Consider the following 12673-nt stretch of genomic DNA (forward strand, 5'->3'; position numbering starts at 1 on the left):
ACGCACTTCAAGGTGGTGGGACACATGGGACGAGGTTGGAAGGGCCGCGGCGGCTGGCAGCAGGCCGAGGTGCCGTCGGCCGAAGACGCGGCCGCCTGGTTCGGCGGGCGCCTCCCGGACGGCTGGTTCACGGGCGACCCGGAGGTCACGGTCGACCGCGAGGAGATCATCATCGTGGGCGAGCTGCCCGCGCTGACCGGCGAGTTTGCCGACGACGCGGCCCGCGCGGCCGCCGAGGACGGCCGCATCAGCCGGTTCCGCGAGGACACGCGCGACGAGCGCATCGAGATCGCCCGGCAGGCCGAGCACCGCTACCAGCGCAAGGTCGCGTGGGGCGCCAAGCTGGGCGGCACGCAGGTGCTGTTCACGACGCTGTCCGCGCCCGTGATGACGCGCCTGCGTCAGCCCGAACGGCTGGTCCTCGACACGCTCGTCGCGGCCGGGGTCGCCCGCTCACGCTCCGAGGCGCTGGCCTGGGCCGTCCGGCTCGTGGGCGAACACGCCGACACGTGGCTCGCCGAGCTGCGCGACGCGATGACCAAGGTCGACGACCTGCGCTCGAAGGGCCCGGACCTGAGCTGACGGCCGGATATCGGCGGGGACTCTCGTGCTTCGGCGCGAGAGTCCCTTTCGTGTGTGTGGGGGCTTCGTGTGTGTGGGCGGCCGACGAATGCGCCCGGCCCGCGCGGGCCGTGGTCGGTGTGGGGTTGGCCTACGGAGCGAAGGTCCCCTTCGCGCGTGAGCCGAGCACCATCCGTCGCCGACGCTCGTTTGTGTCCGCAGCGACGCCGCGGCGCACAGCTTCTCGCCGCGGTGCAAAAGTCCCTCGTGCACAGGGGTCGCGCGCGTTTGTCGGCTGGGGTCGGTCGCCCGAACGTCCCCGTCCGGCCCGGGAACGCCACTGTCCCGGCAGAGTCCGCAGATCTGTCCGGGCCGGCCACCCGCCCGAGTCCCGCCGCCCCAGTACCCGCCGTGGTTGAGCGGCGGTGACTGACGAACTCATCGCCACGCGCTTTCCCCACCGGGACAGCCACCAAACGATCGAGTCGTCTTCGTCACCTCGACCTGCGACGACGCGGCGGCGCGGGCAGGCTTACCAGTGAGTAGCCGCCAGCCGCATCGGAGGAATCGTGGACATCCCTGCCGTTCCCGCGAAGGTGGACCCGGACGCGCTCACCGCCGTTCTCGACGGCCGCTGGGCCGAGCTGCGCCGCGGCGTACGCGTGCAGATGTCGGGCGAGGAGTTCCGCGACCCCGTGGACCTCGATGTGGAGGCGCACCGCGCACAGGTGCTCGACCAGCTGCGCGAACTCGCCGCCACGGACCGGCTGGCGCTCGGGTTCGACCGTGCGTACGGCGGGCAGAGCGACATCGGCGGTTCGGTGGTGTCGTTCGAGATGCTCGGCCTCGGCGACCTGTCGCTGATGGTGAAGGCCGGCGTGCAGTGGGGGCTGTTCGGCGGCGCCGTGCAACTCCTTGGCACGCAGCGCCACCACGAGAAGTACCTGCGGCGCATCATGGACCTCGATCTGCTCGGCTGCTTCGCCATGACCGAGCACGGCCACGGCTCCGACGTGCAGCACCTGCACACCACAGCGACGTACGACCCGGCGTCGCAGGAGTTCGTGGTCCACAGCCCGGATCCCGGCGCCACCAAGGAATACATCGGCAACGCGGCGCGCGACGGCCACGCCGCAGTGGTATTCGCGCAGCTCGTGACAGGCGGCGACTCCCGCGGCGTGCACGCGTTTTTCGTGCCCATCCGCGACGACTCCGGCGCGCCGATGCCCGGCGTCACGATCGAGGACTGCGGCCGCAAGGCGGGCCTCAACGGCGTCGACAACGGCCGCCTGGCGTTCGACCACGTCCGCGTCCCGCGCGAAGCGTTGCTGAACCGCTTCGGCGACGTCGCCGAGGACGGCACCTACTCCAGCCCCATCGAAAGCGACGGCCGCCGCTTCTTCACGATGCTCGGCACGCTCATCCGCGGCCGCGTGAGCGTCGGCGGCAGCGCAGGCAGCGCCACGAAACGCGCGCTGACGCTCGCCATCCGCTACGGCGAGCAGCGCCGGCAGTTCAAGAGCCCCGACGGCGAGGAGGTCGTGATCCTCGACTACCTCGGCCACCAGCGCAAGCTCCTGCCGGCACTCGCGAAGACGTACGCGCTGCACTTCGCGCAGGAAGAGCTCGTCGCGAAGCTGAACGACATCGCGCCCGACGCGCCCGAAGAGGAACAACGCGAACTGGAATCCCGCGCGGCCGGCCTGAAAGCCGCCAACACCTGGCACGCAACCGCCACGATCCAGGCCGCCCGCGAAGCCTGCGGCGGCGCCGGATACCTGTCGGAAAACCTGCTGGCCGGCCTCAAAGCCGACACCGACGTCTTCACCACCTTCGAAGGCGACAACACGGTGCTGCTCCAGCTCGTGGCCAAAGGCCTTCTCACGCAATACAAAGAGCACTTCGCGGACCTCAGTCCACTAGCGACCGCGCGCTTCGTCGCCGAACAACTCATGGACGTGGTCCTGGAACGCACCTCCGCCCGCAAGTTCGTGGAACGCCTGACGGAATTCGACGACGCCAAGGTGCTCTTCGACCGCGAATGGCAGCTGCGCCTCTTCGAGGACCGTGAGGAACATGTGCTGGACGGCGTCGCGAACCGCCTGCGCAAAGCCGGCGACGACCCGTTCGGGGTGTTCAACGCCGCGCAGGACCACGTGCTGCGCGCCGGCCGGGTGCACGTGGATCACCTTGTGCTGTCGGCGTTTGCGCGCGCGGTGGACGCTTGCTCCGATCCGGAGGCCGCCGCTTTGCTCTCGCGGGTGTGCGATCTGTACGCCCTGTCGGCGATCGAGGAGGACCGGGCTTGGTTCCTCGAGCACGGCCGCCTCACGACTTCGCGGTCGAAGGCGGTGAGCGCCGCGGTGAACGGTTTGTGCGCTGAGCTGCGTCCCCACGCGGGCACCCTCGTGGACGCTTTCGCGATACCTTCGCAATTCTTGGCCGCACCTATGCTGCGGGACTGACGCTCGGTAGTCCTTGTCTCGACGAGCGGCCGATCGGAAGCCACCTGATCGGCCGCTCGCTCACGCCGGGGTACCGTCGCTATTCTTGTGGCCTGGCACCATGGTGCGCCGGGGGGTTTCGCAGTCCGCAACCACCGGAGGTCCTGGCCTTGACCGCCACACGGGGGACCACTTTGTTAGCCGCCGCCACTGCCGGTTGGGCTACAACCTTTCGCTACGCCCTGCTGGTGCTGATCACCCGAGGAACTGTCGGGGCGGCGGTGTTGTTGTTGGTGCGGTAATCGGCGGTGACCAGCCGGCTGCCGAGCCGCGCCCGACGCAGGAACCCTGGTGGACACGTTCGCGGTCCCGTCCCCATTCCTGCCCGCATCTACGCCGCGGGACTGAGCCGGTATTGCCCGGGCGCGACGCCGAAGTGGCGTTTGAACGCGTGGGAAAACGCGTACGGAGAGCCATAGCCGACTTGGTGCGCGATGGCGGGCAGCGGACGGTCGCCGTCGCGTAGGAGCCGGGCGGCGGTGGCCATGCGCCACCACGCGAGGTAGGCCATCGGTGCGCGCCCGGTGAGGGTGGTGAAGCGGCGGGCGAGCGTCGCGCGGGAGAGGCCGACCTCGTCGGCGAGGTCTTCGAGCCGCCACGCACGGGCGGGATTGGTGTGCAGGAGGTCCAGCGCGGCGGCGATTTCGGGGTCCGCCAAGGCTTTCGGCCAGCCCGCACCAGGGTTTTCGGCGAACCACGCGCGCAGCAGGTACACCAGCAGGAGGTCGAGCAACCCGGCGACGGCGGCGTCGCGGCCCGGGTGGGCGCCGTTCACCTCGCCGCCGAGCAGCGTGATGGCCGCTCCCAGTTCGCGGTGCGCGCCGACGCGCGCGGGCAGATGCACGAGGTCGGGGAGACCCTCGACGAGGAAGTGCGCGCGTGAGCGGTCGAAGCGGTACTTGCCGCACAACAGGTCGGTGGGGCCGGAGGGATCGTCGACGGCCGTTTCGAACGGGACGGCGCGGCGGTCGTCGGGCGTGGCCGACAGCACGTGGGTGGCGCCGTGGGGCAGGAGGACGGCGTCACCGGGGCTGAGCTGGACCGGCTCGCCGCCGCCGCGCAGCCAGCCCGTGCCGCGGAGCACGACGTGAAAGCCCGCGCCGGCGTAGGGCGCGAACCGGTAGCACCAGTCGCCGCCGACGCGCAGCCGGTTCGACGACGGCTCACCCGTGCGCATCACGGCGATCGCGTCGCTGAGGACGTCCATGCGGCACAGTGTACTCCGGTGAGACTTTCGAGCATCAAACAGCGCATCTGACGCATTGGAATGCTCACAGGTGAGGATTACCGTCGAACGCATGAAACTCGGTGAAGTCGAAGTGACCAAGGTCGTCGAATGGGCGGGTGACATCGCGCCCATCCGGTCCGTACTGCCGGACACCCCGGCCGAGCTCTGGCGCGACAACCAGAGCTGGCTCGCGCCGCGCCACTGGCACCCGGAGGCCGACGCGTACCACGCCGCCGTGCAGACGTGGGTGCTGCGCAGCGAGGGCAAGGTGGTGCTCGTGGACACCGGCGTCGGCAACGACCGCGCGCGGCCGCAGATCCCGCTGTTCGACCACCTGGCCACGGACTTCCTGGCCGGGCTGGCCGCTGTGGGTGTCGGCCCCGAAGACGTGGACGTCGTGGTCAACACCCACGTGCACTACGACCACGTCGGCTGGAACACCCGTCCCGACGGCGACGGCTGGGTGCCGACCTTCCCGAACGCGACGTACCTCATTCCGCGCGCCGACGCGGAGTGGTTCGATCCGCGCAACGCCCACCGTCGCGCCGGCGTCGACCCGCTGCGGCTGCGCGGCAGCCACCTGGTCTACACCGACAGCATCACGCCGGTCCTGGACCGCGCCGTGCTGTGGGAGGACTCCCACCGCATCGACGGCAACCTCGTCCTCGAGCCGGCACCCGGCCACACTCCCGGCTCTTCCTTGCTGCGCCTGACTTCCGGCACAGACCGTGCGGTGTTCGTCGGGGATCTGCTGCACAGCCCCGTGCAAATCCTGGAACCCTCGTACAGCAGCTGCTTTTGCGAAGACCGCGCCCTGGCAGCTTCGACGCGCACCCGCGTGCTGGGCCGCGCCGCCGACCTGCACGAACTGGTCATCCCAGCGCACTTCGCGGAGGCTTCGGTCGCGGAAATCGAGCGCTCCGGTGACCGCTTCGCCATCCGCGCCTGGCGCGACGACGCCTGATCAGCCGCTCGCCGCAAACCGGCTACGCGTAGAGCGCCAACCAAATCGCCACATAATGCGACACCGCCGCCAACACCGTGCACGCATGGAAGTACTCGTGGTACCCGAAAGTCTCCGGCCAGTGGTTCGGCCACTTCACCGCGTAGAACACCGCGCCCATTGTGTAGAAGAGGCCGCCGACGCAGATCAGCACCAGGGCGGCGACGCCGGCGTGCTGGGCGAGCTCCGGCATGACGAAGACCGCCACCCAGCCCAGGGCGATGTAGATCGGCACCCCCAGCCAGCGAGGCGCGTTCGGCCACAGCATCTTCATCGCGACGCCCAAGATGGCGCCGCCCCAGACGATGGCCAGGATGATGTAGCCCGTGGGCTTCGACATGGCCAGCAGGGTGAACGGGGTGTACGTGCCGGCGATGAACAGGAAGATCATGGAGTGGTCGGCGCGCTTCATCCACTTGTACGCGCGCGGGCCCCACAGGCGGCGGTGGTACAGCGCGCTCACGCCGAAGACGCCGAGCACGGTCAGGCCGTAGACGGACGTCGCGAGGGCGGCCAGGGGCGAGACGGTCGACGCGGCGAGGCTCACCAGAGCGGCGGCGCCCACGAGGGCACCGAAGAAGGACCAGAAGTGGATGTGGCCGCGCAGGCGCGGGCGGGTGTCCACAGGCGCCGGGTCGGACGGTGGGGGTTCGGTCGTCACGCTCACCCGGCCAAGGCTACGGGAGCGTAGGTTTTTCGCCACCCCCCGTGGCGCGTCACACGTGTGGCGCGGGGGTGCGTACGCTCAGCCGACGTGAGCCTCCGGTCCTTGTTGTCCGACGTCGTCTACAGCGTCTACGGCCGCCGCCTGATCCAGCAGGCGCGGGGCCGCCATCCGCGGCACATCGCGATCATGCTCGACGGAAATCGCAGGTGGGCGCGGGAAGCCGGGTTCGCCGACGTGGCCGACGGGCACCGTGCGGGTGCCAAGAAGATCGCCGATTTCCTCAGCTGGTGCCGCGAGGCCGACGTCGAGGTCGTCACCATGTGGCTGCTCTCGACCGACAACCTCAACCGCGACCCCGACGAGCTGGAGCCGCTGCTCAAGATCATCACCGACGTCACCGACGAGCTCGCGGGTCCCGCCGTGCCGTGGCGGCTGCGGATCATGGGGGCGCTGGACCTGTTGCCACTGGACGTCGCGAAGAAGCTCACCGCCGCCGCGGCCCGCACGGAGGACCGGACGGGCATGGAGGTGAACATCGCGGTCGGCTACGGCGGGCGGCAGGAGATCGCCGACGCCGTGCGCAAGCTGCTGCTGCAGCACGCCGACGAGGGCACGTCGATCCGCGAGCTGGCGAAAATCCTCGACGTGGACCACATCTCGGAACACCTCTACACGTCCGGCCAGCCGGATCCCGACCTTATTATCCGAACGTCAGGAGAGCAGCGGCTTTCCGGATTCCTGCTTTGGCAGTCGGCGCATTCGGAATTCTGGTTCACAGAGGCTTACTGGCCCGCGTTCCGGCGGGTGGACTTCCTTCGCGCGCTTCGCGATTACGCGTGGCGCCACCGCCGGTTCGGCACCTGAGCCACCCGAGCCGCACTGGACTGGACATGAACGCAGCAGAAAGGCCCCGGAGTCGAGACTCCGGGGCCCTTCCATAGCCGAGATCGGCTATCAGCCGTGGTGCTCCAGCGAGTGGAGGACCAGCGCCGGGGTGGTGGCGATGCCCGTGTAGGCACCGGCGACCAGCGAGGCCGCGCCGAAGCCCAGGGCCCCGCCACCCTCGATGAAGGTCGCGTAGGCGTCGCCGAACGTCGGGTCCGGGGTGTAGCTGTGGTCTGCCGGCGAGGCGAACGCCGTGCCGCCGATCATCAGCAGGCCTGCGGCGGCACCGGCGACGATTCCAGCCTTCTTCAGCACTTCGCACACTCCTAGGTAGAGATATCTGGGATCCGGGGCACCGAAGTTTCCGGTGGTGTGTCCCGCAGTGAGAAAATTACCCGCTCCGAGGCCGAAATGAATGCCGGGTACGCCCATTGTGTGAGGCCGAAATCGCGTGGTTCACCCGGTCCGGTCCTGTCTTCAGGACGCGAAATGCATTCTCGTCCACCCCGTGGTACAAGCCTTTGCGCTGATCTTTCGAACGCGTTCGGTGATCTTTTTTCCATGATCACGCGACCGCGTGATCACTCGATTGCCAACTTGGTGACGTAGCGTGACAGTGACGGGGCGTCGATGTCGGACGACCTACGGTGAGATGACGAATGAGCGAATCACCTGTGTGGCTGCCTGCACGAACCGCGATCCGTCGGTACCTTCCGGAAGTGAGGGCACGCGTTCCGTGCGGGTCCTCACGGGAGGCCCTGGTCGTGGCGTTGATCGAGGGGGCGGCACAGCCGCCCACACGATGCACGAGGGGGCCGGCACCCGGCCCTCGTGGCCGCGCGCGCTGACGTAGCCAACGTCAGGGAGTGCGGACCCAGCCAGGGAGGTGCCCGGCCCAGCGAGTGCGGGCGTGGGGTGCAACACGCCCTCGAGGGAGATGCCGTCGTGACTGCGCAGCGTTCACCCCGCAAGGCCTCTGGCCGTTCTTCGACCGGTGCCTCTGGCCCGGAGAAAGCCTCGATCTCGCCCGAATCCGGGCAGTCCACTTACGTGCTCGACACGTCTGTGCTGCTCTCCGACCCGTGGGCGGTGACGCGGTTCGCCGAACACGCGGTCGTGCTGCCCCTGGTCGTCATCAGTGAACTGGAGGCGAAGCGCCACCACCCCGAGCTCGGCTGGTTCGCCCGCGAGTCGCTCAGGTTGCTCGACGACCTGCGGCTCAAGCACGGCCGGCTCGACGCGCCGATCCCGATCGGCGAAGAGGGCGGCACCCTGCAGGTGGAGCTCAACCACACCGATCCGTCGGTGCTGCCTGTGGGCTTCCGGACCGACTCCAACGACCACCGCATCCTCGCGTGCGCGCTCAACCTCGCGGTGGAACGGCCGTCGGTCACGCTGGTGACGAAGGACATCCCGCTGCGGGTCAAGGCGGGGGCCGTGGGTCTGGCCGCCGACGAGTACCGCGCGGGCGAGGTCACGCCGTCGGGCTGGACGGGCATGGCCGACGTGGACGCCCCTCAGGAACTGATCGACAGCCTCTTCTCGGGCGGCACCGTCGACCCGGTCGAGTACGGCGTGCCCGAGGTGGGTGAGCTCCCGTGCCACACCGGCCTGCGGCTGCTCGCGGGCAGCTCCAGCGCCCTGGGCCGCGTCACGGCGGACAAGCGTGTGCGGCTGGTGCGCGGCGACCGCGAGGCGTTCGGCCTGCACGGCCGCTCCGCCGAGCAGCGCGTGGCACTCGACCTGCTGCTCGACTCGGACGTCGGCATCGTCTCGCTCGGCGGACGCGCGGGCACCGGCAAGTCGGCGCTCGCGCTGTGCGCCGGCCTCGAGTCGGTGATGGAACGCCGCCAGCACCGCAAGGTCGTGGTGTTTCGCCCCGTTTACGCCGTCGGCGGCCAGGACCTCGGCTACCTGCCCGGGTCCGAGAGCGAGAAGATGCAGCCCTGGGCGCAGGCCGTGTTCGACACCCTCGGCGCGCTGGTCAGCCAGGACGTGCTCGACGAGGTCTTCGACCGCGGCATGCTCGAGGTGCTCCCGCTGACCCACATCCGCGGACGCTCGCTGCACGACTCCTTCGTGATCGTCGACGAGGCACAGTCACTGGAACGCAACGTGCTCCTCACGGTGCTCTCCCGCCTCGGCACCGCGTCACGCGTGGTCCTCACCCACGACGTCGCCCAGCGCGACAACCTCCGCGTCGGCCGCCACGACGGCGTCTCGGCGGTGATCGAGAAGCTGAAGGGGCATCCGTTGTTCGCGCACGTCACGCTGACGCGCTCGGAGCGGTCGCCGATTGCGGCGCTGGTCACGGAGATGCTGGAGGATCACGGCTGATCTGCTCGCGAGCCTGCCCGTCCCGATCTGGGGCGGGCAGGCTCCGGGCGGTGTCGGCCCATCGCTGGCGATTGCCCTGAGAACGGGCTTCCCGTGGCGCTGATTTCGGAAGTTGCGTGGCCGAGCACCCCGGCCGGGGTGGCGGTGACCCTCGGTCTCACCAGCCTGAAGGAAGCGGCCGCCCCTCCGCGAACCCCGCAGCCGACTGCACCCCGAGCAACGCGCGCTCGTGGAATTCCTCCATCGTGCGCGCGCCGGCGTAGGTGCAGGAGGAGCGGACGCCCGAGCAGATGGAGTCGAGCAGGTCCTCCACGCCGGGGCGGTTGGGGTCCAGGGCCATGCGCGACGTGGAGATGCCCTCTTCGAACAGCGCCTTGCGGGCGCGCTCGAAGACGTTGTCCGTGCGGGTGCGGGCGCCGACGGCGCGCTTGGACGCCATGCCGAAGGACTCCTTGTACGGGCGGCCCTGCTCGTCGTAGCGCAGGTCGCCCGGGGATTCGTGGGTGCCGGCGAACCAGGAGCCCACCATGGCGGCCGAGGCGCCCGCGGCGAGGGCCAGGGCGACGTCGCGCGGGTGGCGGACGCCGCCGTCGGCCCAGACGTGCTTGCCCAGCTCGCGCGCGGCGGCGGCGCACTCGGCGACGGCGGAGAACTGCGGCCGGCCGACGCCGGTCATCATGCGCGTGGTGCACATCGCGCCCGGGCCGACGCCGACCTTCACGACGTCCGCGCCCGCGTGGATGAGGTCGCGGGTGCCCTCGGCGGTGACGACGTTGCCCGCCACCACCGGCACGCTCGGCGAGATCGTGCGGACGGCCTTCAGCGCGGCGATCATCTTCTCCTGGTGCCCGTGGGCCGTGTCGACGACCAGCGTGTCGACGCCCGCGGCCAGCACGGCCTCGGCCTTCGCGGCCACGTCGCCGTTCACGCCGATCGCGGCGGCCACGCGCAGGTGGCCGCCGGCGTCGGTGGCGGGGGTGTAGACGCCCGCGCGCAGTGCGCCGACGCTGGTCAGCACGCCGGCGAGGCGGCCTTCGGCGTCGAGGCCGAGCGCGAGGCGCCCGCCGTGGGTGTGGAGCAGGTCGAAGACCTCGCGCGGCGGCGTGTCCAGCGGCACGGCGACGGTCGCGGGCTCCGCGATCTCGGCCAGGCGCGCGAAGCGGTCGACACCGGCGCACGCGGCTTCGTCGACAACGCCGACGGGGCGGCCTTCGCCGTCCACGATCACGACGGCGCCGTGGGCGCGCTTGTGGACCAGGTTGAGGGCGTCGGCCACGGCGTCACCGCCGGTGAGCACGAGCGGGGTGTCCCACACGGTGTGGCGGCTCTTCACCCACGTCACGATCTCGGCGACCGCCTCCGTGTCCACGTCCTGCGGCAGCACCACCAAGCCGCCGCGGCGGGCCACCGTCTCGGCCATCCGCCGTCCGGCGACGGCCGTCATGTTGGCCACCACCACGGGGATCGTCGCACCGGTGCCGTCCACAGTGGACAGGTCGACGTCGAAGCGGGACTCCACGTCCGAACGGTTCGGCAGCAGGAACACGTCGTCGTAGGTCAGGTCGTGAGCGGGCACGTGCCCGTCGAGAAAGCGCACGAGTCCCCAGACTACGTGCCTGACGCCGCAGACGCGAACCCGGCGTGACCCGTGGAACAATGCCGTTATGAACGGCCGTGACCGCGACGAATCGGGCCGAGCGCGCAACGCCCGCCCGCGCGACGGCCTCGGCCGGCCCCTGCCGTACGGCGCCGACGGCGTCGCCCGCCAGCCGGAAGGCGTGGTCCGTACCCCGGGCGAGACGCTCGCCGAAGCTCAGCTGCTCCTCGACGAGGGCCGTCCGTTCCACGCCCACGAGGTCTTCGAGGACGCGTGGAAGGCGACGGACAGCCCCGAACGCGAGCTCTGGCGCGGCCTGGCGCAGCTGGCCGTCGGCATGACCCACGCCCTGCGCGGCAACGGCACGGGCGCCGTCGCGTTGCTGGAGCGCGGTGCGGCGAACCTCGAGCCGTTCGCGGCCGCTCCGCCGCACGGGATCGACGTCCCCGGCTTGCAGGCGTGGGCTCGCGGGCTGGCCGGCGAGGCAAAGTCGCGCGCGCGGGCCGAACCGGTGGCACCGCGGCTGATCGGCTGATCCCTGTCGGTGCCGGCCGGCACACCGCTGCCGTGCTGACCGCTGTGGGTGCCGCGATCATCGTGGCCGTCGACGGCGGGCGTGACGCTGGGGGCTTTCGTGGAGCCGGTGAAGCTGCGCGCGGCCGACGCGCGCGGTTGCTGCAGGACCGCGCCGACCGTTGCGCGGGGTTGTTCCGGCCTGCTCGGGATGAGGGCGACTACATCGGGGCCGAGGCCTCGGCGTGCTTGCGTACGTGGGGGGCATCGGCCGGTGTCGCAGCGGAGCAGTGATCGTGCCGCGCGAGAATTGAAGCGGGCTCACCTCGGCAGGAGGAGCGGTGTTCCGGGCTCGATGACGCGCAGCGCGTGCTGGGGCACGGTCACCTCCACCTCGCCGTCGAACCCGTCCAGCCCGTCGAGGTCACGGTGCAACACGAGTGCGGTCAGGGGTGGTGTGGTGGCGAGCAGAACCCGGGCGAGCGGGAGCGTGCGGACGACCTCGACGACCTGGGTCCACACCCGCAGCGCGGGGGACGAGATCCGGTCCGGACCACCGATGAGGACTTCTTCCGGTCGATAGAACACCGTTCCCGGAGTCGCGGCGTCGCCGCGGACCGCCTGGTCGATCGGCAGGTTGCCGACGCGCAGGCCTTCGGGGCCGGGGGCCGCGGGGCCGAGTTCCGCCCAGCCGAGCAGGCGGGCGGTGACCGTGTCGGTGGGGTGGCGGGTGAGCTCGTCGGTGGGGCCGGTCTGGCGGAGGGTGCCGGCGTCGAGGATGGCCAGGTCGTCGGCGAGGCGGAGTGCTTCGTCGCGGTCGTGGGTGACGTGGATGGCGGGCACGGCCAGGTCCTGCAGTGTCGCCCGGAGCACTTCGCGCAGCTCTTCGCGGACGGGTTGGTCGAGTGCCGAGAGGGGTTCGTCCAGGAGCAGGGCGGCCGGTCGGGCGGCGAGGGCGCGGGCCAGTGCGACTCGTTGCCGCTCGCCGCCGCTGAGCGAGCGTGGCGCTCGGTGGGAGAGGTGCGTGATGCCGAACCGGTCGAGCAGCTCGTCGACTTCCGGGCTGCGCCGGCGGCCACGCAAGGCGGGTGCGAAGCCGACGTTGCCGCGAACTGACAGGTGCGGGAACAGGGCCGCGTCTTGGAACACCACGCCGATCCGGCGCTGGTCGGCGGGCCGGCCGGTGATGTCCTGACCGTCAAGGAGCACGCGGCCGCGTCCGGGGGTGCGGAATCCGGCGATGGTGTCGAGCAGCATGCTCTTGCCCGCGCCGGAGGGGCCGAGCACGACCAGGACGCGGCCCGGGGACACGGTGAGGTCCACGGGGCCGAGCCGGAATGATCCCGCCTCGGTGCGCAGGTCGGACACGATGAGCACG

General features: G+C 70.6%; 11 protein-coding genes. 6 read left to right on the forward strand and 5 right to left on the reverse strand.

Going from position 1 to position 12673, the window contains the following annotated elements; translation table 11 throughout:
• Positions 1 to 24: 24 nt before the first annotated feature.
• Both AB0383_RS29865 and AB0383_RS29870 read left to right on the forward strand, forming a co-directional pair.
• On the forward strand, positions 25 to 582 hold the full coding sequence (locus tag AB0383_RS29865) for a hypothetical protein (RefSeq protein ID WP_360592192.1): 558 nt from the start codon (positions 25 to 27) through the stop codon (positions 580 to 582).
• Positions 583 to 1130: 548 nt separating this feature from the next.
• A complete protein-coding gene (locus AB0383_RS29870; RefSeq protein ID WP_366189120.1) occupies positions 1131 to 3026 on the forward strand; it encodes an acyl-CoA dehydrogenase in 1896 nt (631 codons plus the stop codon).
• Between the two features lie 370 nt (positions 3027 to 3396).
• Here the strand turns inward: AB0383_RS29870 and AB0383_RS29875 are convergent, their stop codons facing one another.
• A complete protein-coding gene (locus tag AB0383_RS29875) occupies positions 3397 to 4272 on the reverse strand; it encodes an AraC family transcriptional regulator (protein WP_366189121.1) in 876 nt (291 codons plus the stop codon).
• Between the two features lie 91 nt (positions 4273 to 4363).
• Between AB0383_RS29875 and AB0383_RS29880 the strand changes: the two genes are divergently transcribed.
• Entirely contained in the window at positions 4364 to 5257 is an 894-nt protein-coding gene (locus AB0383_RS29880) for an MBL fold metallo-hydrolase (RefSeq protein WP_366189122.1), read from the forward strand.
• Between the two features lie 22 nt (positions 5258 to 5279).
• Here the strand turns inward: AB0383_RS29880 and AB0383_RS29885 are convergent, their stop codons facing one another.
• A complete protein-coding gene (locus AB0383_RS29885) occupies positions 5280 to 5921 on the reverse strand; it encodes a hemolysin III family protein (protein WP_366189137.1) in 642 nt (213 codons plus the stop codon).
• A gap of 129 nt (positions 5922 to 6050) precedes the next feature.
• On the opposite strand from AB0383_RS29885, the gene AB0383_RS29890 reads away from it, so the two are divergent.
• Positions 6051 to 6827, forward strand: a complete 777-nt coding sequence (locus AB0383_RS29890; protein ID WP_366189123.1) for an isoprenyl transferase — start codon at positions 6051 to 6053, stop codon at positions 6825 to 6827.
• Positions 6828 to 6917: 90 nt separating this feature from the next.
• On the opposite strand, the gene AB0383_RS29895 is transcribed toward AB0383_RS29890, so the two are convergent.
• The gene (locus tag AB0383_RS29895) at positions 6918 to 7163 is read right to left on the reverse strand and encodes a hypothetical protein (RefSeq protein ID WP_364172242.1); all 246 of its coding nucleotides are present in this window, start codon (positions 7161 to 7163) and stop codon (positions 6918 to 6920) included.
• Between the two features lie 735 nt (positions 7164 to 7898).
• Here AB0383_RS29895 and AB0383_RS29900 point away from each other — a divergent pair.
• On the forward strand, positions 7899 to 9185 hold the full coding sequence (locus AB0383_RS29900) for a PhoH family protein (RefSeq protein WP_364172610.1): 1287 nt from the start codon (positions 7899 to 7901) through the stop codon (positions 9183 to 9185).
• A 157-nt stretch (positions 9186 to 9342) separates the two neighbouring features.
• Here AB0383_RS29900 and AB0383_RS29905 read toward each other — a convergent pair whose 3' ends face one another.
• Positions 9343 to 10782: a GuaB1 family IMP dehydrogenase-related protein gene (locus AB0383_RS29905; protein WP_364172240.1), complete on the reverse strand. Its 1440-nt coding sequence runs from the start codon at positions 10780 to 10782 to the stop codon at positions 9343 to 9345.
• A gap of 67 nt (positions 10783 to 10849) precedes the next feature.
• Between AB0383_RS29905 and AB0383_RS29910 the strand changes: the two genes are divergently transcribed.
• Positions 10850 to 11317: a DUF309 domain-containing protein gene (locus tag AB0383_RS29910; protein WP_366189124.1), complete on the forward strand. Its 468-nt coding sequence runs from the start codon at positions 10850 to 10852 to the stop codon at positions 11315 to 11317.
• A 299-nt stretch (positions 11318 to 11616) separates the two neighbouring features.
• Here AB0383_RS29910 and AB0383_RS29915 read toward each other — a convergent pair whose 3' ends face one another.
• A complete protein-coding gene (locus AB0383_RS29915; RefSeq protein ID WP_366189125.1) occupies positions 11617 to 12672 on the reverse strand; it encodes an ABC transporter ATP-binding protein in 1056 nt (351 codons plus the stop codon).
• Position 12673 lies beyond the last annotated feature (1 nt).

The sequence above is a fragment of the Amycolatopsis sp. NPDC051373 genome (assembly GCF_040689465.1).
Taxonomy (GTDB): Bacteria; Actinomycetota; Actinomycetes; order Mycobacteriales; family Pseudonocardiaceae; genus Amycolatopsis.

Bases quoted from the DNA above. Each gene is read 5' to 3' on its own strand.
- AB0383_RS29910 (WP_366189124.1), top strand. From the start codon at position 10,850: ATGAACGGCCGTGACCGCGACGAATCGGGCCGAGCGCGCAACGCCCGC.
- AB0383_RS29875 (WP_366189121.1), bottom strand. From the start codon at position 4,272: ATGGACGTCCTCAGCGACGCGATCGCCGTGATGCGCACGGGTGAGCCG.
- AB0383_RS29880 (WP_366189122.1), top strand. From the start codon at position 4,364: ATGAAACTCGGTGAAGTCGAAGTGACCAAGGTCGTCGAATGGGCGGGT.
- AB0383_RS29865 (WP_360592192.1), top strand. From the start codon at position 25: ATGGGACGAGGTTGGAAGGGCCGCGGCGGCTGGCAGCAGGCCGAGGTG.